The organism is Janthinobacterium sp. BJB446, from assembly GCF_002735655.1.
GTDB classification, from domain to species: Bacteria; Pseudomonadota; Gammaproteobacteria; order Burkholderiales; family Burkholderiaceae_D; genus Janthinobacterium; species Janthinobacterium lividum.
Map to the genome: position 1 here is coordinate 2,371,095 of NZ_PDZK01000001.1, position 20,934 is coordinate 2,392,028.

At 67.3% G+C, this 20,934-nt stretch carries 18 protein-coding genes; 10 read left to right on the forward strand and 8 right to left on the reverse strand.

All coding sequences use genetic code 11. From position 1 onward, the window contains the following. Nucleotides 1-28: 28 nt before the first annotated feature. Nucleotides 29-2,074, forward strand: coding sequence for a TonB-dependent receptor domain-containing protein (locus CSQ92_RS10415; protein WP_099394064.1), 2,046 nt, complete (start codon nt 29-31; stop codon nt 2,072-2,074). Nucleotides 2,075-2,119: 45 nt separating this feature from the next. Then, complete coding sequence (locus CSQ92_RS10420) at nt 2,120-2,884, forward strand: SAM-dependent methyltransferase (RefSeq protein ID WP_099394065.1); 765 nt, start codon at nt 2,120-2,122, stop codon at nt 2,882-2,884. Here the strand turns inward: CSQ92_RS10420 and CSQ92_RS10425 are convergent. The 5 genes from CSQ92_RS10425 to CSQ92_RS10445 all read right to left on the reverse strand — a co-directional run bounded on the left by CSQ92_RS10425 (nt 2,881) and on the right by CSQ92_RS10445 (nt 9,534). Next, complete coding sequence (locus CSQ92_RS10425; RefSeq protein WP_099394066.1) at nt 2,881-4,488, reverse strand: ABC transporter ATP-binding protein; 1,608 nt, start codon at nt 4,486-4,488, stop codon at nt 2,881-2,883. The genes CSQ92_RS10420 and CSQ92_RS10425 overlap by 4 nt on opposite strands. Next, nucleotides 4,482-5,267 carry an ABC transporter permease gene (locus tag CSQ92_RS10430; protein WP_099394067.1) on the reverse strand — a complete coding sequence of 262 codons (786 nt, stop codon included), beginning with the start codon at nt 5,265-5,267 and terminating at the stop codon, nt 4,482-4,484. The genes CSQ92_RS10425 and CSQ92_RS10430 overlap by 7 nt, the downstream gene beginning before the upstream one ends. After that, nucleotides 5,264-6,202 carry an ABC transporter permease gene (locus CSQ92_RS10435; protein ID WP_099394068.1) on the reverse strand — a complete coding sequence of 313 codons (939 nt, stop codon included), beginning with the start codon at nt 6,200-6,202 and terminating at the stop codon, nt 5,264-5,266. Before CSQ92_RS10435 ends, CSQ92_RS10430 begins: the two co-directional genes overlap by 4 nt. 64 nt (nt 6,203-6,266) lie before the next feature. Continuing rightward, entirely contained in the window at nt 6,267-7,832 is a 1,566-nt protein-coding gene (locus CSQ92_RS10440; protein WP_139179101.1) for an ABC transporter substrate-binding protein, read from the reverse strand. Nucleotides 7,833-8,085: 253 nt separating this feature from the next. After that, nucleotides 8,086-9,534: a M20/M25/M40 family metallo-hydrolase gene (locus tag CSQ92_RS10445; RefSeq protein WP_099394069.1), complete on the reverse strand. Its 1,449-nt coding sequence runs from the start codon at nt 9,532-9,534 to the stop codon at nt 8,086-8,088. A gap of 174 nt (nt 9,535-9,708) precedes the next feature. Between CSQ92_RS10445 and CSQ92_RS10450 the strand changes: the two genes are divergently transcribed. The 3 genes from CSQ92_RS10450 (at nt 9,709) to CSQ92_RS10460 (ending at nt 11,919) form a co-directional block, all read left to right on the forward strand. Beyond that, a complete protein-coding gene (locus tag CSQ92_RS10450; RefSeq protein ID WP_034783919.1) occupies nt 9,709-10,251 on the forward strand; it encodes a GNAT family N-acetyltransferase in 543 nt (180 codons plus the stop codon). Nucleotides 10,252-10,372: 121 nt separating this feature from the next. Continuing rightward, the gene (locus CSQ92_RS10455) at nt 10,373-10,819 is read left to right on the forward strand and encodes a glycine zipper 2TM domain-containing protein (protein WP_034751896.1); all 447 of its coding nucleotides are present in this window, start codon (nt 10,373-10,375) and stop codon (nt 10,817-10,819) included. A gap of 149 nt (nt 10,820-10,968) precedes the next feature. Beyond that, nucleotides 10,969-11,919 (forward strand): PP2C family protein-serine/threonine phosphatase, encoded by a 951-nt coding sequence (locus tag CSQ92_RS10460; protein WP_099394070.1) that lies wholly within the window; start codon nt 10,969-10,971, stop codon nt 11,917-11,919. Here CSQ92_RS10460 and CSQ92_RS10465 read toward each other — a convergent pair. Next, nucleotides 11,900-12,319 (reverse strand): DUF2177 family protein, encoded by a 420-nt coding sequence (locus tag CSQ92_RS10465; protein ID WP_034783974.1) that lies wholly within the window; start codon nt 12,317-12,319, stop codon nt 11,900-11,902. The two genes, CSQ92_RS10460 and CSQ92_RS10465, sit on opposite strands and share 20 nt — an antisense overlap. A gap of 345 nt (nt 12,320-12,664) precedes the next feature. On the opposite strand from CSQ92_RS10465, the gene CSQ92_RS10470 reads away from it, so the two are divergent. The 5 genes from CSQ92_RS10470 (at nt 12,665) to CSQ92_RS10490 (ending at nt 19,566) form a co-directional block, all read left to right on the forward strand. Continuing rightward, the gene (locus CSQ92_RS10470) at nt 12,665-14,251 is read left to right on the forward strand and encodes an FHA domain-containing protein (protein WP_257219184.1); all 1,587 of its coding nucleotides are present in this window, start codon (nt 12,665-12,667) and stop codon (nt 14,249-14,251) included. Between the two features lie 524 nt (nt 14,252-14,775). Next, on the forward strand, nt 14,776-15,378 hold the full coding sequence (locus CSQ92_RS10475) for a metal-dependent hydrolase (protein WP_099394071.1): 603 nt from the start codon (nt 14,776-14,778) through the stop codon (nt 15,376-15,378). Between the two features lie 105 nt (nt 15,379-15,483). After that, nucleotides 15,484-16,002 (forward strand): sigma-70 family RNA polymerase sigma factor, encoded by a 519-nt coding sequence (locus CSQ92_RS10480; protein ID WP_249936106.1) that lies wholly within the window; start codon nt 15,484-15,486, stop codon nt 16,000-16,002. After that, nucleotides 16,002-16,970, forward strand: a complete 969-nt coding sequence (locus CSQ92_RS10485) for a FecR domain-containing protein (RefSeq protein WP_180276986.1) — start codon at nt 16,002-16,004, stop codon at nt 16,968-16,970. Before CSQ92_RS10480 ends, CSQ92_RS10485 begins: the two co-directional genes overlap by 1 nt. A 115-nt stretch (nt 16,971-17,085) precedes the next feature. Continuing rightward, a complete protein-coding gene (locus tag CSQ92_RS10490; RefSeq protein WP_099394074.1) occupies nt 17,086-19,566 on the forward strand; it encodes a TonB-dependent siderophore receptor in 2,481 nt (826 codons plus the stop codon). A gap of 7 nt (nt 19,567-19,573) precedes the next feature. On the opposite strand, the gene CSQ92_RS10495 is transcribed toward CSQ92_RS10490, so the two are convergent. Together CSQ92_RS10495 and CSQ92_RS10500 are read right to left on the reverse strand one after the other, a co-directional pair. Next, nucleotides 19,574-20,461 (reverse strand): pirin family protein, encoded by an 888-nt coding sequence (locus CSQ92_RS10495; RefSeq protein WP_099394075.1) that lies wholly within the window; start codon nt 20,459-20,461, stop codon nt 19,574-19,576. Further along, complete coding sequence (locus tag CSQ92_RS10500; protein WP_092605709.1) at nt 20,458-20,856, reverse strand: OsmC family protein; 399 nt, start codon at nt 20,854-20,856, stop codon at nt 20,458-20,460. The genes CSQ92_RS10495 and CSQ92_RS10500 overlap by 4 nt, the downstream gene beginning before the upstream one ends. Between the last annotated feature and the right edge of the window lie 78 nt (nt 20,857-20,934).

The window sequence follows — 20,934 nt, forward strand, 5'->3', positions numbered from 1 at the left end:
CTTCCCTTCTGACAAAGACGACCTTCCCATGCGACATGCCGTTCCCCTTTTCCTGCTTGGCGCCAGTGCGCTGCCCATCGCCCCCTTCTCTTTCGCCCAGCAAATGTCCGACACGCGCGCCGAACAGGCCGCGCCGCTGGCGACCCTGCCCGAAATCAAACTGATCGACCAGTCCGCGCCGGACGCGCCCCTGCCGGGCATTACGCGCATTTCCCGCGAGACCCTGCAGCGCCAGCAAGCCATGGACATGGCCGACGTCTTCGCCAGCGAAGCTGCCGTCAGCGTGGGCGGCGGCGCCAGCAATGCGCAACGCATCTACCTGCGTGGCGTCGATGGCGCCAACCTGAACATCAGCATCGACGGCGCGCGCCAGGGCCGCAGTCTGCACCAGCACCGGGGCGACCTGGGCGGCATCGATCCCGACCTGCTGAAACAGGTCGATATCCAGCCCGGCCCCAGCGCCGACGCGGGACCGGGCGCGCTGGGCGGCAGCATCCGCTTTGACACCGTCGATGCGCAGGACTTGCTGGCGCCTGGCAAACGCGCCGGCTCCAGCATGCGCGCGGCGTACGCCAGCGCCGACGAAGCGCGGCGCGGCGCCGTCAGCGTGTACGGCATGCTGGGCGAGACCTTGGACAATAAGCTGGGCTTGCTGGCCCATGTCAGCGCCGTCAACCGCGACAACTACCGCATCGGCGGCGGTGGCGACGTGCCCAATTCGGCCGGGCATGACCGCGACTACCTGCTCAAATTGAGCTTGCTGGACCTGGCCGGGCATAGCCTGCGCCTGGGCGCGGCGCGCAACCGCAATGCGGGGCTCTACCTGTTCAGCCGGGTCGGCAGCGACAACGGCTATGCGCCCGCGAACGCCGTGCCCACCTACCAGCGCAGCGAACGCCATACCTATACCCTGGAACACCGCTACCAGCCGGCCGGCAATGCGCTGCTGGACTGGAAATTTAATCTGTACCTGAACGAGAACGAGCTGGAAGACGTCAGCCAGGCGCGCAGCGCGAAGACGACGGAACGGGGCGGCAGCGTGCGCAATACGGCAAACCTGGCCCTGGCCGGCACGCAGCACCGCCTGACGGCCGGCGCCGACTTCATGGACGAGGAAGGCATCACCAACGGCGTGCTGGGCGCCGCCGTCCTGGGGCCGGGCCGCAAATCCACGCAGGCGCGCAATCTGGGCCTCTTCGTGCAGGAGCGCATGCGCTGGCAAGCCCTGCAGCTGTCGCTGGGCTTGCGCCACGACCGCTACGATACCGCCTTCGGACCGCGTACCTTCAAGGGTGGCAAGACATCGCCGAACGCGGGCGCCGAGCTGGAGCTGGGCCGCGGCGTGGGCGCCTTTGCCAGCTATGGCGAAGCCGTGCGCGCCAGCGGCATCATCCCCATCGGTTTCCTCACCAGCCTGGACAAAAAGAGCAATTTCAACAACGGCAAGCCCTTCAAGCCGGAAACCTCGACCACGCGCGAAGCGGGCCTGAAATATGAAGGCGCCAATGCGCTGCTGGACGGCGACAGCCTGACCGTACGCCTCGGCTACTTCGACACCCGCATTGTCAACCTGATCGAATGGGCCGGCCAGGGCGTCGTGTATCCCGCATCTATCCGCAACATGCCCGAGACCCTGCGCTCGAAGGGCTGGGAATGGAAGGCGCGCTGGCAGCGGGGCGGCTACGGCACGTCCGTCGGCGTGGTGCTGGCCGATACCACGGTGGGCGGCAAGCCCTTGAACCCGGCGCGCCGCGTGGGCACGGCGCTGGGTGACCGGCTCACGTGGGACAGCCACTGGCAGATGCTGCCCGGCCTCACGGCCGGCTATACCCTGAACGCCGTGCGGCGCCTGGACGACGTGCCGAAAGCGGCAGTACAGCGGGCCGGCTACGTGCTGCACGACGTCCAGCTGCAATGGCAGCCGGCCGCGCTGCGCGCGCTGAGCCTCGCGCTGACAGTGCGCAACCTGGGCGACAAGCGCTACACGAGCCACAGTTCGCTCGACGGCGGCGTCGGCAATATCCTGCCGGAGCCGGGACGCGACGTGCGCGTGAGCGCCAGTTACCACTTTTAAGCGATTCCACCATCCCAATCACCCATCCGTAAAGAGAAGAGAACCATGACCTATACCACCCAAGCGGGCACGCGCTGCGGCCTGTACCTCGTCAGCGCCGGCATCGGCGACCCTGACAGCATCACCGTGAAGGCGCAGAAAACCCTGCGCGGCGTCGATATCGTGTTCGGCATCCCGCGCCTGCTGGAAGCGTTTGCCGACCTGCTTGACGGCAAGGAACTGCACAAGGCGGGCCACGGCCTGTTCAGCCCCCTGGCGCGGCGCGACACGCCGGAAGAGGAAGTCGACGTCATGGAAAAACAGACGCGCGACATCATCCACGCGGCGGCGGCGGCAGGCAAGACCGTCGCGGTGCTCGACTATGGCGACGCCATGATCTTCGGGCCGCAATCGGGCTACCTGAGCGAGTTTAGCGAACTGAATCCCGTCGTCATCCCTGGCATCTCCTGCTTCAATGCGGCCAATGCGGCGCTGGCCCGCGATGTCACCGGCGGCAAGCACAGCCGTTCCGTGATCCTCGCCGCCTCGGCCGACACGCGCGACGACTACACGGGCAGCGACACCCTGGACAAGCTGGCCGCCACGGGTTCCACCCTGGTCTTCTTTACCATGCGCGCCGACCTGCCCTCGCTGGTCGAACGCCTGGCGCGCCACCTGCCCGGCAGCACGCCGCTCGCCATCGTCGCCCACGCGGGCGCCGACGCGAAACAGGCCGTGCTGCGCGCCACGCTGGGCACGGTGCTGGCCCGCACGGAGAACGAAAAGCCGCCATTCGAACACCTGGTGTATGTAGGCGATTTCCTCGGCTAGGCCAGGCGCATCCAGGCCGCCGGCACGGCGCCCTCCGTGCCGTCCTGCGGCTCGGGCAACGCCGCGCAGCGGCCATCTTCCAGCCGCACGATGCGGTCCGCCACGTGGCGGGCGACAGGCAGATTGTGCGTGATGAGCAGCAGGGCCAGGCCGCGCGCCTCCTGCACGTCGAGCAGCAGCCGCAGCACCTTCGCCTGCACCGAGGCATCCAGCGCGGCGGTCGGTTCATCGGCCACCAGCACGGCCGGATCGGCGATCAGCGCCCGCGCGATGGCCAGGCGCTGCAATTCCCCGCCGCTCAGGCTGCGCGCCTGGCGCGCCAGGAAGGACTCTGTGGCCGGCAGGCGCACGTCGGCCAGCGCCCGCAGCGCCGCCGCGCGGATCGCGTCCACGCTGACGCGATCCGCGATGGCGAGCGGCTCGGCCACCGCCTCGAACACGCTGAAGTGGCTGGCCACCGAGGCGCCCGCATGCTGCGGCACGTAGGCGATGCCCGCCGCCGCGCCCCCCTCTTCGCGCTCCGGCGTGGCCACTGTGCCCGTATCGGCCTGCTGCAGGCCGACGAGGATGCGCGCCAAAGTCGACTTGCCCGCGCCGGACGCGCCCACGATGACCACCGTTTCGCCCGACTGCACGTCCAGGTCGACGCCCGCCAGTACGGCTTGCCCGCCCAGGCGCTTGTGCACGCCGCGCGCGGACAGCACGGTGACGATGCCGCCGCGCAGGCAGGCTACGCCCGTGGCATCGAGCGCCGGCGCTTCGTCGCCGCAGCGGGCGATGCGCTGGCTGCAGCGGCTGGCGAAGGCGCAGCCGCGCGCGCCCTCTTCATGGGTGCCGGCGATGCCCTGCAAGTCCTTGCCGTTCTCGCGCGGCCAGGCGCGCAGCAGGCCGCGCGTGTAGGGATGGCGCGGCGCCGCCAGCACCGCTGCGGCCGGCCCCGTTTCCACGGCGCTGCCGCCGTACAGCACCAGCACGTCGCCATCGAGCGCGCGCGCCAGCTCCAGGTCGTGCGTCACCACCACCAGCTGGCGCTGCGCCGCTTCGGCGCGCAGGCGCCCGAGCACCAGCGCGCTGGCGGCGGGATCGAGCGCGGACGTCGGCTCGTCCAGCACCAGCAGTGCCGGGTCAGGCGCCAGCGCCGCCGCCAGCAGGACGCGTTGCAGCTGGCCGCCGCTGCATTGGGCCGGATAGCGCCGGTGCAGGTTTTCGGCCAGGCCCAGCGAAACCAGCAGGGCACCGGCCGCCAGTTCGGCTGGCCCGCGCCGCATGCCCAGATGCCGCCGCAAAGGCGCCGCCACCTGCGCCAGCAAGGTGTGCTGGGGATTGAGGGCGTCGTGCACATCCTGCGGCACCAGGCCGGCCTGGCGGCCGCGCCAGCGCCGCAGCGCCGCTTCGTCCGCATCCACCAGTTGCATGCCGCCGGCGCGCAAGCTGCCGCTGCCGCGCCCCGGCGCCATGCCGAGCAAGGCCCGCGCCAGCGTGCTCTTGCCGGCGCCCGATTCGCCGATGATCACCAGCGGCACGCCGGGGCGCGCCTGAAAATGCAGCTGGCGCAGCAGCTGGCGGCCATCCGCCTCGATGCAGAACGCGGCCGCCGCTAGCATCGCGCGCGCTCGTCGAGGCCCTGGCCCAGCAGCGCCAGCGCGATCAGCAGCATGGCCAGGCACAGCCAGGCCGCCAGGATCCAGGCGCGCGCGTCCGGGTGGGCAAGATAGGGCATGGTTTCATTGAGCATGCCGCCCCAGGTCGGGGTACGCGGATCGGCCAGCCCGAGGAAGGCCAGGCCCGCGTAGTGAAACACGGCGCGGCGCACCAGGGCCACGGCTTGCACGGCCAGCAATCCCGCCATGGCCGGCCACACATGGCGGCGCAGCAGGTAGGCGCCCGACGCCGCCGCCAGGCGTGCCGCGTCCAGGCTCTCCTGGCGCCACACCTGGCGCAGGCGCAGGCGCAGCGCGCGAAATTCGACATCCCAGCCGAATGCCGCCAGCATCGCCACCAGGGCCGCCACGCCCGGCTGCATGGCCGAGGCGATGACGATGAAAACCAGAGTCGATGGCAAGGCGCTGAACAGGTCGGCCAGCCGCAGCACCAGCGTATCGGCCGCCGGCCAGGCCAGCCCGCACAGCGCCAGCAGCACGGCCAGCGCGATGCTGGCGGCGCTCACGGCCACGCCGATGCCCAGGGTCGGCAGCGCGGCGACGGCCAGGCGGCGCAGCACGTCGCGGCCCAGGTCATCGGTGCCCAGCCAGTGCAGGGCGCCGGGCGGCGCCAGCACGGCATCCATGGCGCCGCCGGACGCCGGCTGCAGCCAGCTGGCGCCGGCCAGCATCAGGGCCAGCACCAGCAGCAGCCCGGTCCCCGCGCGCACGGACGCGTTCATGGCGCGCGCTGCGCGCGCCGTGCCAGGCGGGCGGCCAGTGCATCGGCCAGCAAGTTCATGGCGAACAGCAGCAGCCCCGTCGCCAGCAGGGCGCCGCGCACCAGCGGGTAGTCGTGCTTGATGATGGCGTCCGTCAGCACCAGGTTGATACCGGGATAGGCAAAGACGGTTTCCGCGTACACGGCGCCCGACACCAGGCGCGCGGCCACGCCACCCAGGCGCGACAGCACGACGGCAAGCACGTTGGGCGCCAGGTGGCGGTAGCGCAAGGCGAACGGCCCCACGCCCTGCGCGCGGGCCAGGTCCATGAAGGTGCGCTGCCGTACGCTGACGGCCGTGGCGCGCGCGCTGAGGAATACGCCGGCGGCCGCTGGCAGCGCCATGGCGCACACGGGCAGCACCAGGTGCTGCGCGCGCTCCAGCCATGCTGCCGCACCCGTCTGCATGGAAAACGGCGCCATGGCGCCATTGCTGGGAAACCATTGCAAACCATAGGCGAACAGCATGACCAGGCCCATCGCCAGGGCGAAAGGCGGGATGCTGTCGAGTGCCAGGGTGGCGGCCGTCAGCACGCGGTCCGGCGCCCTGCCCTGCGCGAACGCGGCCTCGATGCCCAGCACCACGCCCAGCAGCAGGGCCAGCACCAGCGCGCACGCCACCAGCAGCATGGTCCAAGGCAGGTGCTGCGCCAATAAGTCCTTTACCGGCATGCCGTGGCGGATGGAATAGCCGAAATCGAGCCGCAGAAGCTGCGCCAGGTGCCCGAGGTACAGCTGCCACAGCGGCTGCCCGCCGCCCAGGCCATGGCGCGCCAGCAGGGCGCCGCGTTCGGCCGCATCGAGTTCGATCAGCGCATCCTGCCCCAGGATGGCCGTGACGGGGTCGCCGGGCATGAGCAGCGGCAGCGCGAAGTCGAGGCTGACGAGCGCCAGCAAGGCCAGCGCATAGCCCGCGGCGCGCCGGCCCGGGAAGGTAGAAGCGCTCAGCGTCGGCTCCCGTCTACTGCACGAACATCAGTTTGTTCAGCGGCAGCGAGATGCCGACGGCGATGCCGCCCGGCGTGAACCACGGCCGCAGGCGCGCATTGGCCGCCGTGATCCACTGCGGCGAATACAGGAAAAACGCCGGCAGCTCCTCGGCATAGATGGCCTGGGCGCGGTCGAGCAGCGCGCGCCGTTTGGCCACGTCGACGGTGCCGACCTGCTGCTGCAGCAGCTCGAGCAGATCGGCGCGGCGGAAGGCATCGCTGAAGGCGCCGTTGCCCGCCGTTTGCCGCAGCATGCTTTCCGGGTCCCCATTGCTGCCCTGACTGACGAGCGCCAGGTCGAAATCGGCCGCGACCATGCGCGCGCCCAGGATACCGCCGTCCATGATGCGCACATTGACTTCCATGCCCAGCTTTTCCAGCTGGCCAGCCAGCTGGCTGGCGGGCCGCGCCAGGCTGCGCGTCGCCGCCAGTTCAAGCACCCACGGCTTGCCGCCGCTGTCGCGCAGGCGACCGTCCGGCGCGGCGCGGTAGCCCAGCTCCGCCAGCATGCGGCGCGCTGCCGCCGGATCGTAGGCATACGCATCGAACGGCGCCCCGCTCTGCCAGATGCTGCCCCGCACGAAGCGTCCGGCGGACACCTCGCCCTGCCCGTTCTCGACCACGCGCAGCAGTTCCTGCCGGTCGATGCCGCGCGCGATGGCCTGGCGCAGGCGCTTGTCGGCAAACGGCGGGCGCGCATGATTGAAGCGCAGCCGCACCGGATGGCCGGAAGGCGCGCTGACCACGGTGGCAAAGCGCGTCACTTCGGCAGCCAGAGGCGCCGGCAGGCTGCGGATCATGTCCACCTGGCCCCGCTTGAGCGCGCCCACGGCAAGCGAAGGCTGCATGCGCAGGAACAGCAGGCTGCGCACCCTGGGCGGGCCCAGGTAGTACTCTTCGTTCGCGGTGAAAAGATAGCGGCCCGCCGCCTTGTCATACGCACCCAGGCGATAGGGGCCGCTGCCGACGATGTCGGCCTGTTTCACGTGCTGGGGGTCGTCCAGGCGCGCGTACACATGCTGCGGCAGGATGGGCACCGAACCGGCCAGCTGCGCCACGAACGGCGCATATACGCGCTTCAGGCGCACGCGCACGCGTCCCTTGCCCAGGTCGTCCACGCCGTCGATGGCCCCCAGGTCGAACAGGGGATGCGGGTGCTGGCGCAAATACGCAAAGGTAAACACCACGTCCGCCGCCGTGACGCTCTTGCCGTCATGCCAACGCGCATCGGGGCGCAAAGTGAAATCGATGGTGCGGTGGTCGGCGCTTTCCCGCCACGCGCTGGCCAGCCCCGGCACCAGCTTGCCGCTGGCATCGCGCCACACGAGGGTGTCGAAAATCAGGCTCGTCAGCGTATAGCCCATGCCGCCGCTGGCATGGGTGTAGGGCGTCGGCAAACCGAAGTCGCCCTGTTCATCGGCAATGGTACAGCGCTCGATGCGCGGCGCCGGCGACGGCTGCTGCGTACTGGCGCTGGCGCCGGCACACGCCAGCCAGCCGGCAAGGAGAAGGGGAAAAAGCAAGCGAAGACGGGGCACCAGCGTTCCTGACGATCAGAAGAGAGGCAAACCCCGGCCGCCATGGGCCGGGCAAGTGTGCTGCGTAGAATGGATTCCCAACTAAATGAGAATTATTTACAGCTGCATATCTTATGGTTGCCGCGCTGGCCAGGCAAATTGTCTTTCCGGAGGTCTGGTATCTGAAAAACTGAGGGCCGGGGGCAGGCTCCCCTTGCCCAGGCGCGGGGCCTGTCAAGGCGCCACAGCTGGCGCTGTCCCGGCGCCATGCCACTTACTCTCCCTGCTCCGGCGCGCGGCCGATCTCCCCGTCGATATTGGCCAGGAACCAGGCCAGCGACGACATCAACGCCACGTTGCGTTTCAGGTTTTGCGGGTCGACCTTGTCCAGGGTGTCGGCCGGCGTATGGTGGTAGTGGAAGTAACTGTGGCTGTCGACCAGCGGCTCGAAGCTGGGCACGCCTCCCGTTTCCAGACGGTGCAAATCGCCCGTGCCCAGCGCATCGCGGCGCGTGAACGCGTGTGCGCCCATCGGCTGCAGGGCGGCCAGCAAAGGCGTGAACAGTTTTTCCGCCTTCGGTCCCACGCTGGCCTTGATGCCGAACGGGCGGCCGGCGCCGCTATCCATCTCGATGGCCGCATATTGCTTGCCGAGCGCCTGCTTGTGGGCCTCGAAGTAAGCCTGGCCGCCGCGGCCGCCGTTTTCCTCGTTCATCCAGGCGATCACGCGGATGGTGCGGCGCGGACGGTAGTCGAGCTTTTTCAGGGTTTCCACCACGCCCATGGCCGCCACCACGCCGGCGCCGTCGTCGTGCGCGCCCGTCGCCAGGTCCCAGGAGTCGAGGTGGCCCGAGACCACCACCACTTCGTCGGCCTTGTCCGTGCCCGGCCAGTCGGCGATGACGTTGTAGCTATCGGCTTCCGGCAGGTTTTGCGGCGTCAGGGTCAGGTGCATTTTCATCGGGCCGCGCGCGGCCAGGCGGCCGATCAGCAGGGCGTCTTCCACGGTGACGGCGGCGGCGGGAATGCGTTTATTGTCGTCCAGGCCCGTGGCGCCCGCATGCGGGATGCGGAAATCGGCGCCGCCCACCGAGCGCACCAGCGCGGCGGCCGCGCCCAGGTCGGCCGCCGCCTTCGGTCCGAGGAAGCGCGAGCGCGAACCCTGGCCGTAGGTGACGCCGGCCAGCCCCCGCTCGGCCATCTCCTGGTCGAACGGCGTGTCGATCAGCACGATGGCGCCCTTCACTTCCGCCGCACGCGCCTTGAGTTCTTCCAGGCTCTTGACGATGATCACGGGCGCCGTCAGGCCGGCGGCCGCAGTGGCGCCGGAGCCGCCCAGGGCCGTGAGCACTACGCGCTGCGACACGCCCTGCGGACGGCCCGCATAGTCGACGATTTCCGCCGTTTCCACGCCGCGCACCCAGTGCGGCACTTTCACGGGCTGCAAGGTGACCTTGGCGCCCAGCTGGCGCATGGTGTCGGCCACCTGCTGCACGGCGGCGGCGGCGCCGGCGGAGCCGGACAGGCGCGGGCCGATCAGATCCGTCATGTCGGCCAGGCGGGCGTAGGCCCACTCGCTCTGCAGCGCGGTGTCGCGCACCTGCGCCAGCGCTTGCGGCGTGTTGCCTGGCGCGGCGGCAAAGGCGCCGGCGCTGACGATGCAGCCAAGGGCAAGGGATACGGCGGAACGGCGCAGTGGCGCGCCAGTCGGGATGCTATGCATGTGTTCAGTTCCAGTCAACAAGGTCGAAGCGGGTACGCCGTGGCCATGGGCAAGGCGCGAATTTTTCTACGATAGCGCATTTATTCTGTCATTGCAGCAACTTTTACGGGATCGATTGCCTCTTTCCCCCAGAGTCGATTACCATGCAGATCGTGATCGCTACCGGATACCGCCATGCTCAAGGGAAGACTCTGTATCGTCCGGCATTTGACCGCCGCCGACCTCAATACCTATATCGCGCTGATCAACGACCTGCCCGCACGCAGCGAGTTCTTTTCCATGCAATTCAAGTCGCCCGAAGCGATCCGGCGCGAATTCCTGCAGACGGGCCTGGTCACGGAGGATAGTGAACTGTTCCTGATTGAAGACCATCACCAGCACATCATCGGCTCGATCACGCACTTCAAGGGCCGCACCCCGGCTTGCCGCGAAATCGGCTACCGCCTGTTCGACCCCAAGTGGGGCGGACGCGGCTATGGCGGCGAAGCGACGCGCCTGGTGGTCGACTACCTGTTCAATGCCTATCCCTACCACCGCCTGGAATTGCTGATGGACCCACAAAATACGGCTTCCGAACGGATCGCGCAAAGGTGCGGCTTTACCGAGGAAGGCGTGAAGCGCCAGGCCTTTTTCATCAATGGCGTCATGCGCGACGTGAAAATGTATAGCCTGCTGCGTCCGGAATGGCAAGCGTTTGCACCTGTCGTGTCAGGCTGAAACTGTTACCACGCCGCCCTGATTGTAATAAGTTGTATTAGACGTGGAACAAGCTTGCGGCAGCGGATATAGTCCACTCCATGCAGATCATTGTGATCTCGCCGGAATGGAAGGAAATGCCATGTTGAACAAGAAACTCCTGGGTGCGGTAATGGTAGCGGCAGTGGCTGTGTCTTCGGCCGCAGTCGCCGGTGACCGCGACTTCAATACCGTTGCAGGCGCCGTTGTCGGAGCGGCCATTGGCAACAGCACCGGCGGGCGCAATGGCGCGATCGTCGGTGGCGTGCTTGGCGCCGCCGTCGGCAACAGCATCAGCACGAATGACCGTTATTATGACCGTGGCGGCTATCGCGGCGGTTACCGCGAAACCTATTACGCGCCTGCGCCGCAACCGGTGTACTACGCCCCTGCCCCGCAGCCAGTGTATTACGCGCCGCCACCGCGCTACTACGGCCCGCCGGCTGTCGTCTACGTGCAACCGGGCCGCGGCTACTACCGCGACCATGGCCGCCGCGACTATTATGACCGTGGTCACGGTCACGGCCACGGCTGGGGCCATCGCCGCTAAGCACCGCCCTGCACCTGCACCATGAAAAACCTGCGCCAGCCTGCTGCCGCAGGTTTTTTTGCGCGACAGGCAAGGTATCGCCCCTGCACAATATCGGCTAAGCTGTGTCCTATGATCAACATTGCTGGCCGCCTGGACCGCACCAACCGATGCATTTAATCAAAGACGGACTTGACTTCGGCCCCTGGCTCGATGCCGCCGCCGGCACCAGTGTGGGCGCCGGCCCCCTGCCGCGCCGCGAGAACCAGGACAATTTCCTGCTGATCGATGCCAGCGGCCACGCCGTCTGCCTGTCGCAGCAAGCGCCGTTCCACTGCCAGGTGCCGGGCTGGCCGCGCGGCCATGTACGCGCCGCCGTGCTCGACGGCATGGGCGGCCACGGCCAGGGGCGAGAAGCGGCGGAAGCGGCCGTGCAAGGCTTGCTGGCCATGCCCGCCTGCCTCGACACGGCCAGCCTGGCCGCCAGGCTCGACGAGTTGCACACGCGGCTGCAGGACAGTTTCGCCAAGGCCGCGCCAGCCCAGGCGCGTCCGCCCGGCACCACCCTGACCCTGCTGGAAGTGCCGCCCGGCGAAGCGCCGCTGCTGTATCACGTGGGCGATTCGCGCCTGTATGAAATCGCCGACGGGGCAGCCAGCATCCTCACCGTGGACCACGTGCCGGCCACCGTGTACGCCATGCGCGGCGCGCTCGACGAGACGCGCTGGCGTGCCGCCGTGCACGGCGAGCATCATCCGCAAATCTCGCAGGCATTCATTTTAGGCAATGCCATCAGCGACAGCTTGCAGCTCGACAAGCCATTGCGCGGCCTCGATGCGGCCACCTTGCCGCCCTTCCTCGCGCACCTGGGCGACCGCCGCGTGCTGCGCGTGCGCCCCGGCGCCCACTATCTGCTGGCCAGCGACGGTTTCTGGGCCTGCGACTATCCGCTGGCCCTCACGGCCAGCTGGCCCGCCTTGTGTGCCGGCAAGACTGCGGCACAGGCCGTCAGCGCCCTGTTCGACGACTTCCTCTCCCACCCGCCAACAGGCTTGCATAGCGACAACATTACCATGCTGGCGCTGCGCTTCGATGCGGAATTCACCGCCCCAGGCGGCTAGCGGCCAGGTAGCCGGCCGTCGCCGACACGGCCGACAGCACGGCGCCCCAGGCCATGTCGATCGCCGTCAAGGCCAGCGGCCAGTCGCGCAATGTCGCGTAGTTGCTCAAATCATAGGTGCCGTAGGCAAGCAGCCCGAGCAACGCGCCCAGCGCTGCCGCCGTGCGCCCGCGGCGCAAGCGCAAGCCGGGCAAAATGGCAAAGACCAGCAGGCCCGCCACGTACAGCAGGTAAAACAGCGTGGCCGGCGCCCAGCGGGGCGTATCCGCCAGCAACGGCCCCAGCGCCGCGGCGTACATCGGTTTCATCAGCACGGCCAGCCACAGGGCATCGATGGCCAAAAATACGCACAAGGTGGCGCCATAGGCAATGGCAAGCTGGAGCGGACGTTGGACAGGCATGGTCATCTTTCGAAGTCAGGCAGCAACGGGAGAACGGCTGTGCCAGCATAATACAAAACGCCTTCCAGCTCTTGTCGCGAATGTAACCATGCACAGCCGGCGTCCACGCGCGTGGCTGGAAACCTGTTTCAGGCAATATCAAAATAACATATCCAGAAAGACATAAAATGTGTTTTTAAGCAATAGTTTCGATGGCATGTATGACAGGGTGTGACCAGGGACATGAATTTGGGCAAAAAGAGTGGATTCCGGCACCGTGAAAGTTGCCAAGCGGGCGCAAAAGCGCGTAAGCTCTCATGTATAACAGAGGGCAAAATGCCCCCGCTCGATTCGAGTCAGAATGTCATGAAAAAATGCAGCAACCCGGAGCACCCGCACTGTACGTTCTGGGTCTTGCCTGGGGAAACAGTCTGCGCGGGCAACCACCCGCAAACGACGAATGCCCCCAGCAGCTACGACCTGTTGACCGCACTGCGCAGCGCCCGTTCCGAGCCATCGGCAACGGCGCCTTCGCACGCCCCTGCCCGTGATGCTGTTATTCGCGATGCTGCTATGCAAACGCTGACGAGCCCCGTGCCCGCTTCCGCCGCGCCTCCGGCGTTCACGCCAACGCCGGTTGCGCCGCCATCGGGCCCGCAGGCCTACCAGCCGGTGCAAGCCCACCTGCACATCAGCGGCTTCGATCCGCGCGCGGCAGGCGGACGGCAAACCCTGAAAATGGAATTGCGCGGCATGAGCGCCGCCTGCGCGCCGCAGCTGACCTTGCGCCTGCGCTCGGACCTGATCCCCCGCGGGCACGTGCAGCATGATTTCGTGCGCACCACGCGCGGTGACTGGCGTCCCGTGTTTGTCGAGTTTTCCTCGCGCAACAAGGAACACGGGCAATACCAGATCGAAGTGGAAGTGCACAGCCACGTCGATGGCGCCGTGGCGCAGAAATGGGTGTGCACCTTCGTCATCCTCGTGCCGCGCCGCGACGCCACCCTGACGGAAATCCACCAAATCTTCCTCAGCACGCACAAGAACGTGCGCGTGATGGCCGATGACGCCTCGATCGCCCGCGTGACGGGGGGTGACGGCTGCAACCTCGACGTGACGGCGCGCAATGCCGGCATCGCCCACGTGGATCTGTCTGCGCCGCAAGGCAAGATCGACATGGGTTTTACCACCATCGCCTGGGACGAGGAGTTGATCGAAGTCGACCTGCCCGCCGCCAGCCACTGCCATCCGCACCCGAGCCAGGCCGCCTGCCTCGTCAATGCGGCGCCGGAAGCGGGCGAACAGCGCCAGATCCGCCTGTTCGCGCTGGAAGAATGCATGCTGGGCCGCTTCGAACTGGTGGACCCGGAAGCCGATGTGCTGCTCAGCCATTTCAGCCCCGACGGCCAGGACAACAGTGGCTTGACGCGCCGCCTGTCGGGCCGCCACGCCATCATCCGGCGCAGCCAGCAAGGCTTTGAAATCGAGGATGTGTCGCGCTACGGCATGCTGCTCGACGGCGTGTGGCCCGGCAAGCACAAGCCCGTGCCCCTGCGCCTGGGCATGCGCATCGAATTGACTGCCAGCATCAAGGGTATCGTCGTACTCAGCGTCACGGCCCTGCTCGCGCACGGCGTGATACTGCACCGTATCGACCACGGCGCCCGCGCCGAGTGTTTTTACCTGCTGCTGCCCGACACCCAGCCCACGCCGGCAAGCCACCTTGCCACGCCGCAAGCCAGCTGCCTGCCTGTGCTCTTCCACCGCAATGGCGGCTTCTGGCACCTGGACACGGCCAGCGGCAAGGAAACCGCGCTGGCCCCCGCCACCGCGCTCGACAAGCTCAGCGGCTTCGCGCGGCACAACCGCTTCGCCAGCGAGCCGTATCCGGAATGCTGGATCATCCGCACCGAAGGTGCTGCCCTGTGCGACAGCGCCATGCAAACTGCATAGGGACACTGAACCAAACCTACTGCGCGTCGGTATAGGCGGCCTGCGATGCTCACCGGCTCGGCGCCCCCGTACCGAGTACGGTTGCGCTTCTCGACCACCTCTCCCTTCCGCTCGCTACGGTTTTGTTCAGTGTTGTAAATCTGCAGTTACCTACCAGGCGCTAGCGCGGCACGAGTATCAGGAAAATCATCGACAGGCCGAGTATGAACACCGCTTCCAGCGTAAACACGATGGCGGGAATCTGCAATTCGCGCGGGATTTTCATGGCGACACCTCTTCAAAACACAGGACTGCCTTCAGCATAGCGCGCCCTGCGCCAATTGCATTATCAGCCGCACAATACACTTGACCGCCCGGCATGACTTGCCGAGTCCGCTGGCCAAGCCATCCCGACACACAATTTAACAAATTATCGGCAGATATTCTGCAAATAGCCCCCTTACCTACCCTTCCGTACTGTATATTCATCCAGTTAATATTCCCCTGTATTTCACACAACGCCCGCATGGCGTTTTACATTTCCTATGGCTTCCAACAAAGCGCATCATGCGACCGGTTGGGCTGCCGGCGTGATCGCCGCGGCCCTGGTCGCGCACGCTGGCGCCGGTGGCCCGTATCAAGTGCTGAGCGTGCTCGCCTTTGTCATGGGTGCGCTGGGCGGCACGGCGCCGGACTGGCTGGAAGTGGCCTGGTGGGCGCGCACGCACCGGCTGTGGATCACGCACCGCACGTGGACGCACTGGGGCCTGGCCTGGATCGCCCTGCTCGTCTACACGTACCTGCAATTGCCGCACCACCTGTGGGCGCCGCCCCTGTTCGGCTTTGCCGCCGGCGGCATCATGCATTTGCTGGCCGACTGGCCCAATCCGCTGGGCGTGCCGTGGATTTTCCGCCGCCACTCGCTGCGCTGGTGGAAAAGCGGCCGCCACGACATCATCGTCATCATCGCCGCCTGGCTGGCCGCCACCGTCGTGGCCGACCATGTGTTTTTTGACGGCATCCACCTGCGGCGCACCCTGCTGGCGTTCGACAGCCTGCTGCACTGGTCCGCCGGCGCCCTGCAGCAGGCTTGGGCAGATCTGCAACAATGGCAGCTGCGCTGGCGCCTCGGCGGCGACGCCAATTGACGCCGGCGACGTGGCAATGTGATAATGAGTATCATTCTCAAACAGCCCAGCCAGCCGGCACCGCGCGTTCCGTCAGCCCAGCTCTTCCCTTGCCTGGAGAACGCAGTGAGCACCGTCAGTCCCGTCCATACCAGCCACCTGAGCACCCTGTACAGCGAGCACCACGGCTGGCTGTATGGCTGGCTGCGCGGCAAGCTGGGCAACCGCGCCGAGGCGGCCGACCTGGCGCAGGATACGTTCGTGCGCCTGCTGGGCAAGCGCGAGGTGACACCGCTGGCGCCCCTGCGCGAACCGCGCGGCTACCTGGCGACCATTGCGCGCGGCTTGCTGATCGACCGCTACCGGCGCCAGGCGCTGGAACAGGCCTACCTGGAAGCGCTGGCGCAGCAAGCCGAGCCGGCATCGATGTGCGCCGAAACGCATGCCATCATCATCGAAACCCTGCTCGCCATCGACCGCCTGCTCGACCGCCTGGGCCCGCGCACGCGGGCCATCTTCCTGCTGGCGCAGATCGAAGAACTGAGCTATGTGGACATCAGCCGGCGCCTCGGCGTCTCCCTGCCCACCGTGAAAAAACACCTGGTGCGCGCCTACACGGAATGCCTGATGCTGGCGGCCGGCTGATGTTCGGCCCCGCGATCTCGCCTTCCGCACCCATTGCCCGCAAGGTGCTGGCCGCCGCCGCGCACTGGCATGTGGAACTCCAGTGCGGCAGCGCCGACCTGGCCGCCGTGCAGGCATGGCGCGACGCCAGCGCCGAGCATGAACGGGCCTGGGACTTGTTGCAACGCATGCACGGCCAGCTGGGCACGATACCGGCAGCGCTGGCGATGCCCGCGCTGCAGGCGGCGCAGCAGCGCCGGCGCGCGGCCGCCAGGATACTCGCCCTGCTGGTGGCGGCCGGCGGCGGCATCGCGCTGGGCCAGGCGGGCTTGCAGTCCGGCCCATGGCAAGCCCTGACGGCGTCCTTGCGCACGGCACCGGGCCAGCGCCGCCACGTGACCTTGGCCGATGGCGGAGGCATGGAGGTGAATACGGATAGCGCCCTGGATGTCGCTTACGGCGCCACGCACCGCCGCATCCGCCTGCACCATGGCGAAATCATGATCACGACGGCGCCCGACCCGCGCCCCTTCCTGGTCGACACCCCGCACGGCGTGATCCGCGCGCTGGGCACGCGCTTCGGCATACGCTGCGACGACAATGGCAGCACCGTCAGCGTCTTCGAGCACGCCGTGGAAGTACGTTGCGCGGCGCGCCCGGACGCCGTGCGCCGTCTGGAAGCGGGACAGCAGCTGCGCTTTGGCGACACCGGCGCGGATGACGTGCAGGCCATGCCGGCGCACCAGGACAGCTGGTTGCGCGGCATGCTGGTGGCCGCCGACTGGCCGCTGCAACAACTGGTCACGGAACTGGCGCGCTACCGGCGCGGACGCCTGGCGTGCGACGCCGGCGTGGCGCGGCGCCCCGTCACGGGCACTTACCGCCTCGACGATATCGACGCCGTGCTGGAAAGCCTGTGCGCCTCGCACGGGCTGCAAGTGACGTACTTCACGCGCTACTGGGCCACGGTGGCGGCACGGCCGGCATAATTATTTTCAGTTTTTTTGCGCCAGGGGTTGGTGTTTCGATGCGCTGCTTCGGCTTGACAAGTAAGAAGCCGATTCATACGCCATTTTCTTATCCCTCTGAGCAGAAAGACCGAGCATGCAGCTGACCCCCCCCGTTCTCCATCCCGCCGCGCGCGCCATCCGCCTAGCCGTCATGGCCATGGCTTGCGCCGCCCCCGCCGCCTTTGTCGCCGCGCCCGCGCTGGCGCAAGGCCAGGTCGCCGCCACCGCAGCGCCGCAAGCCTATGCCGTGCCAGCCGGGCCGCTGGCCACCGCCCTCAACGACTTTGCCGTCGCCGCCGGCGTCAGCCTGTCGACCGATCCCGCGCAGACGCGGGGACTGCGCTCGCCCGGCGTGCGCGGCAGCCATAATGTGGCACAGGGTTTCGCCCAGGTGCTGGCCGGCAGCGGCCTGGAAGCCGTGCAGCTGCCGAACGGCGCCTATGTGCTGCGCCAGGCCCCTCCCTCCTCCGCCTCGGCGGCCGGCGTGGAAAAGACCATGGCGCCCGTGACGGTCAGCGCCAGCATGGAGCGCGACCCTGTCAGTGAGCACAGCAACTCGTATGCGGCGCGCGCCGTCACCGTCGGCAAGGGCGTGCAGACCCTGCGCGAGATCCCGCAATCCGTCAGCGTCGTCACGCGCCAGAAGATGGATGACCAGAACCTCAACACCATCGACGCCGTGCTGGCCAATACCACCGGCATCACCATGTACGACAGCCCCATGGGCGGGCGCTATGTGTATTCGCGCGGTTTCATGGTCGAAACGTACCAGTTCGATGGCGTGAACCGCGCCATGTACTACCCGCAGGCAAACAGCTTTACCAGCAATACGGCCATGCTCGATCGCGTGGAAATCGTGCGCGGCGCCACGGGACTGCTGCAGGGCACGGGCTCGCCGGGCGCCGCCATCAACATGGTGCGCAAGCGTCCGCTGGCGGAAAAGCAGGTGCAGCTGGCGCTCGGCGCGGGCCGCTGGAACGACGTGCGCGGCGAAGTGGACGTCACCGGCCCATTGAACGAATCGGGCAGCATCCGCGGCCGCGCCGTGGCCTCCATGGAGCAGCGCGATTATTTCTATGACGTGGCCGACAGCCGCACCGACGTGCTGTATGGCGTGCTGGAATTCGACCTGGCGCCGGGCAGCAAGCTGACGACGGGCGCCAGCTACGAGAAGCTGCACTCGACGCCGTTTTTCTCCGGCATGCCGCGCTACCGCGATGGCAGCGACCCGAAGCTGCCCCGCGCAACCTTCCTGGGCGCCGACTGGAACCGCTGGAATAGCAGGCAAACGGCCGTCTTCGCCGAATTCGAGCACCGCTTCGACGCCGACTGGTCGCTCAAGGCCAGCGCCAACTACACGCGCGAGCGGCATGACGTGAAATACATGTTCAGCCAGGGCGCGCTCAATCCCGCCACACTGGCCGGCATGATGATGTATGGCGGCGTGTTCGACTACGGCAGCACCAACAAGGGCATCGACCTGTCGCTCGATGGAAAATTCAACGCCTTCGGCCGCCGTCATGGATTCAGCGCCGGCATCAGCACGAACAGGCTGGAAAGCGACAGCGATTTCAGCCTGGCCCTGCTGCAGCAAGCAAACAATCCGCTGCGGCCGAACCACGGCGTGGCCGAACCGAGCGACGCCTGGTTCCGTGAAAACAGCTACCGGGGCGATCCCAGCGTAACAACCATGACGCAGACGGGCGCCTACGGCGTGGCCCGCTTCAGCGTCAGCGATCCGCTCACGGTGGTGGCCGGTGCGCGCGTGTCGAACTACAAATGGAGCAGCGTGTACCGCGACACGGGCGAGGTGTATATCGACCCGTACCACGAAAATGGCGTCGTCACGCCGTATGGCGGCGTCATTTACGCATTCGACCCGCGCTGGTCCGGCTATGCCAGCGTCTCCGACATCTTCCAGCCGCAGAACCAGCGCACGGCCGACGGCGCCCTGCTCGACCCGCTGAAAGGCCGCAACCTGGAAGTGGGCGTGAAAGGTGAACTGTTCGACGGCAAGGTGAATACCTCGCTGGCGCTGTTCCGCATCGAACAGCGCAACCGCGCGGAGCTCGACCTCGTCAACACCTGCTCCAGCGGCACGGAGTGCTATTTCTCGGCCGGCAAGGTACGCAGCGAAGGCCTCGATGCGGAAATCAGCGGCGAAGTGGCGCCGGGCTGGCAGCTGTTCGCCGGCTATACCCTGAACAACTTCAAGTACCTGGACCAGACGTCGAATGCGGGCGTGATGTTCGCCAGCACCTACTCGCCGCGCCACATGCTGCGCGCGTGGAGCGACTACCGCCTGCCCGGCGCCCTGCAGAAGTGGAGCGTGGGCGGCGGCGTGAACTTCCAGACGGAGAGCTCGCGCGTGACGCAGAACATCACGGTGGCGCAAGGCGCGTATGCCTTGTGGAGCGCGCGCGCCGCCTACCAGATCGACCGCAACTGGACGGTGTCGCTGTCCGTGACGAATCTGCTCGACAAGCGCTACTACCAGACAGTGGGCGCGCCTGCGTGGGGCAATTTCTATGGCGAACCGCGCAAGGCGCAACTGACCTTGCGCGCGCGCTTCTGAACGATGCCTAGCTTGCCGGGCGCAATGGCGCCTTCGGCAACGGGATGAATTCCGTCTCGCCCGGCACTTGTCCCATGCGCTGGGCGCTCCAGTCGTCGGCCGCCTGCGACAGGCGCTCCTTGCTCGACGAGACGAAGTTCCAGAACAGGAAGCGGTGGCCGTCCAGCGGCTCGCCGCCGATGACGACGAACTGCACCGGGCCGCCGCCTGCCGTCACCACGGGCGCGGCTCCCGCTTCCAGCAAGGCCATGGTGTGCGGCACCAGCGCCACGCCATCGACGAGCACTTCCCCGCTGATCGGATAAATCGCCGCTTCCGCCGGCAAGCCTTCCAGCCGCAACTCGCGCCCCGCCTGCAGCGCCACATCCAGGTATACCGTCTGCATGTAGGTGCGCACGGGCGAGGTCTGGCCAAAGGCCGTGCCGATCAACACTTTCACCACGGCGCCATCGAGCGGCACGACGGGAATGTCGGCTTGCGGCGTGTGCGTGAAACTCGGTTCGTCCTCTTCATGCGCCTTCGGCAACGCGGCCCATAGCTGCAAGCCGTGCGTGCGGTGCGGCTGGCCGGCCAGGTCGGGCGGCGTGCGCTCCGAATGCACGATGCCGCGTCCGGCCGTCATCCAGTTGATGGCGCCCGGTTCGATGCGCTGGCAGGAACCGATGCTGTCGCGGTGGTCGATCGCGCCCTCGAACAGATAGGTGACGGTGGCCAGGCCGATATGCGGATGCGGGCGCACGTCGTGGTTGGCGTCGGGCGCCACGTCGATGGGGCCGAAATGATCGAAGAAGATGAAGGGACCGACGGCCTGTTTTACTGCGGAGGGCAGCAGGCGCCGCACGACGAAGCCGCCGCCGAGGTCCTTTTCGTGGCTTTTCAGGATGGCCGCGCTCATGCCAGCACCGTCGTCACTTCGGTCGTCACGGCCGTCATCAATTTATGCAGCGGGCATTTGCCTGCCGCGGCCAGCAATTCCTCGCGCTGCGCATCCGTCAGCTCGCCCGTCAGGTGCAGGGTGGCGGCCAGGCGGTACACGCCCTTGCGCTCTTCGCTGGCATCGCGCTCGGTCGACACTTCCACGTGTTCCAGGGGGATGCCCTTGTGCTTGGCGTACCAGACGACGGTGAGCGCCTTGCAGGCCGACAGGGCCGCGTCGTACAGGTCGTGCGGCGAGGGGCCAGAATCGCCGCCCCCTTCGGCCACCGAGGCGTCGGCGGAAATGATGTGATCGCGCACGTGCACGATGTGGCGCATGGGTTGCGACTGATCGCGGATGGCTTTGATGGTCATGGCGTTCCTTGGTGCGTTTGGAAAGCCACAATTTACACCGTTTGCCCGCTTTGCGCAGCCTGCTGCCCTGCTACCTGG

Coding starts and splice junctions, on each gene's coding strand:
- CSQ92_RS10415 (WP_099394064.1), top strand. CDS start 29: ATGCGACATGCCGTTCCCCTTTTCCTGCTTGGCGCCAGTGCGCTGCCC.
- CSQ92_RS10420 (WP_099394065.1), top strand. CDS start 2,120: ATGACCTATACCACCCAAGCGGGCACGCGCTGCGGCCTGTACCTCGTC.
- CSQ92_RS10425 (WP_099394066.1), bottom strand. CDS start 4,488: ATGCTAGCGGCGGCCGCGTTCTGCATCGAGGCGGATGGCCGCCAGCTG.
- CSQ92_RS10430 (WP_099394067.1), bottom strand. CDS start 5,267: ATGAACGCGTCCGTGCGCGCGGGGACCGGGCTGCTGCTGGTGCTGGCC.
- CSQ92_RS10445 (WP_099394069.1), bottom strand. CDS start 9,534: ATGCATAGCATCCCGACTGGCGCGCCACTGCGCCGTTCCGCCGTATCC.
- CSQ92_RS10450 (WP_034783919.1), top strand. CDS start 9,709: ATGCTCAAGGGAAGACTCTGTATCGTCCGGCATTTGACCGCCGCCGAC.
- CSQ92_RS10455 (WP_034751896.1), top strand. CDS start 10,373: ATGTTGAACAAGAAACTCCTGGGTGCGGTAATGGTAGCGGCAGTGGCT.
- CSQ92_RS10460 (WP_099394070.1), top strand. CDS start 10,969: ATGCATTTAATCAAAGACGGACTTGACTTCGGCCCCTGGCTCGATGCC.
- CSQ92_RS10465 (WP_034783974.1), bottom strand. CDS start 12,319: ATGCCTGTCCAACGTCCGCTCCAGCTTGCCATTGCCTATGGCGCCACC.
- CSQ92_RS10470 (WP_257219184.1), top strand. CDS start 12,665: ATGAAAAAATGCAGCAACCCGGAGCACCCGCACTGTACGTTCTGGGTC.
- CSQ92_RS10475 (WP_099394071.1), top strand. CDS start 14,776: ATGGCTTCCAACAAAGCGCATCATGCGACCGGTTGGGCTGCCGGCGTG.
- CSQ92_RS10485 (WP_180276986.1), top strand. CDS start 16,002: ATGTTCGGCCCCGCGATCTCGCCTTCCGCACCCATTGCCCGCAAGGTG.
- CSQ92_RS10490 (WP_099394074.1), top strand. CDS start 17,086: ATGCAGCTGACCCCCCCCGTTCTCCATCCCGCCGCGCGCGCCATCCGC.
- CSQ92_RS10495 (WP_099394075.1), bottom strand. CDS start 20,461: ATGAGCGCGGCCATCCTGAAAAGCCACGAAAAGGACCTCGGCGGCGGC.
- CSQ92_RS10500 (WP_092605709.1), bottom strand. CDS start 20,856: ATGACCATCAAAGCCATCCGCGATCAGTCGCAACCCATGCGCCACATC.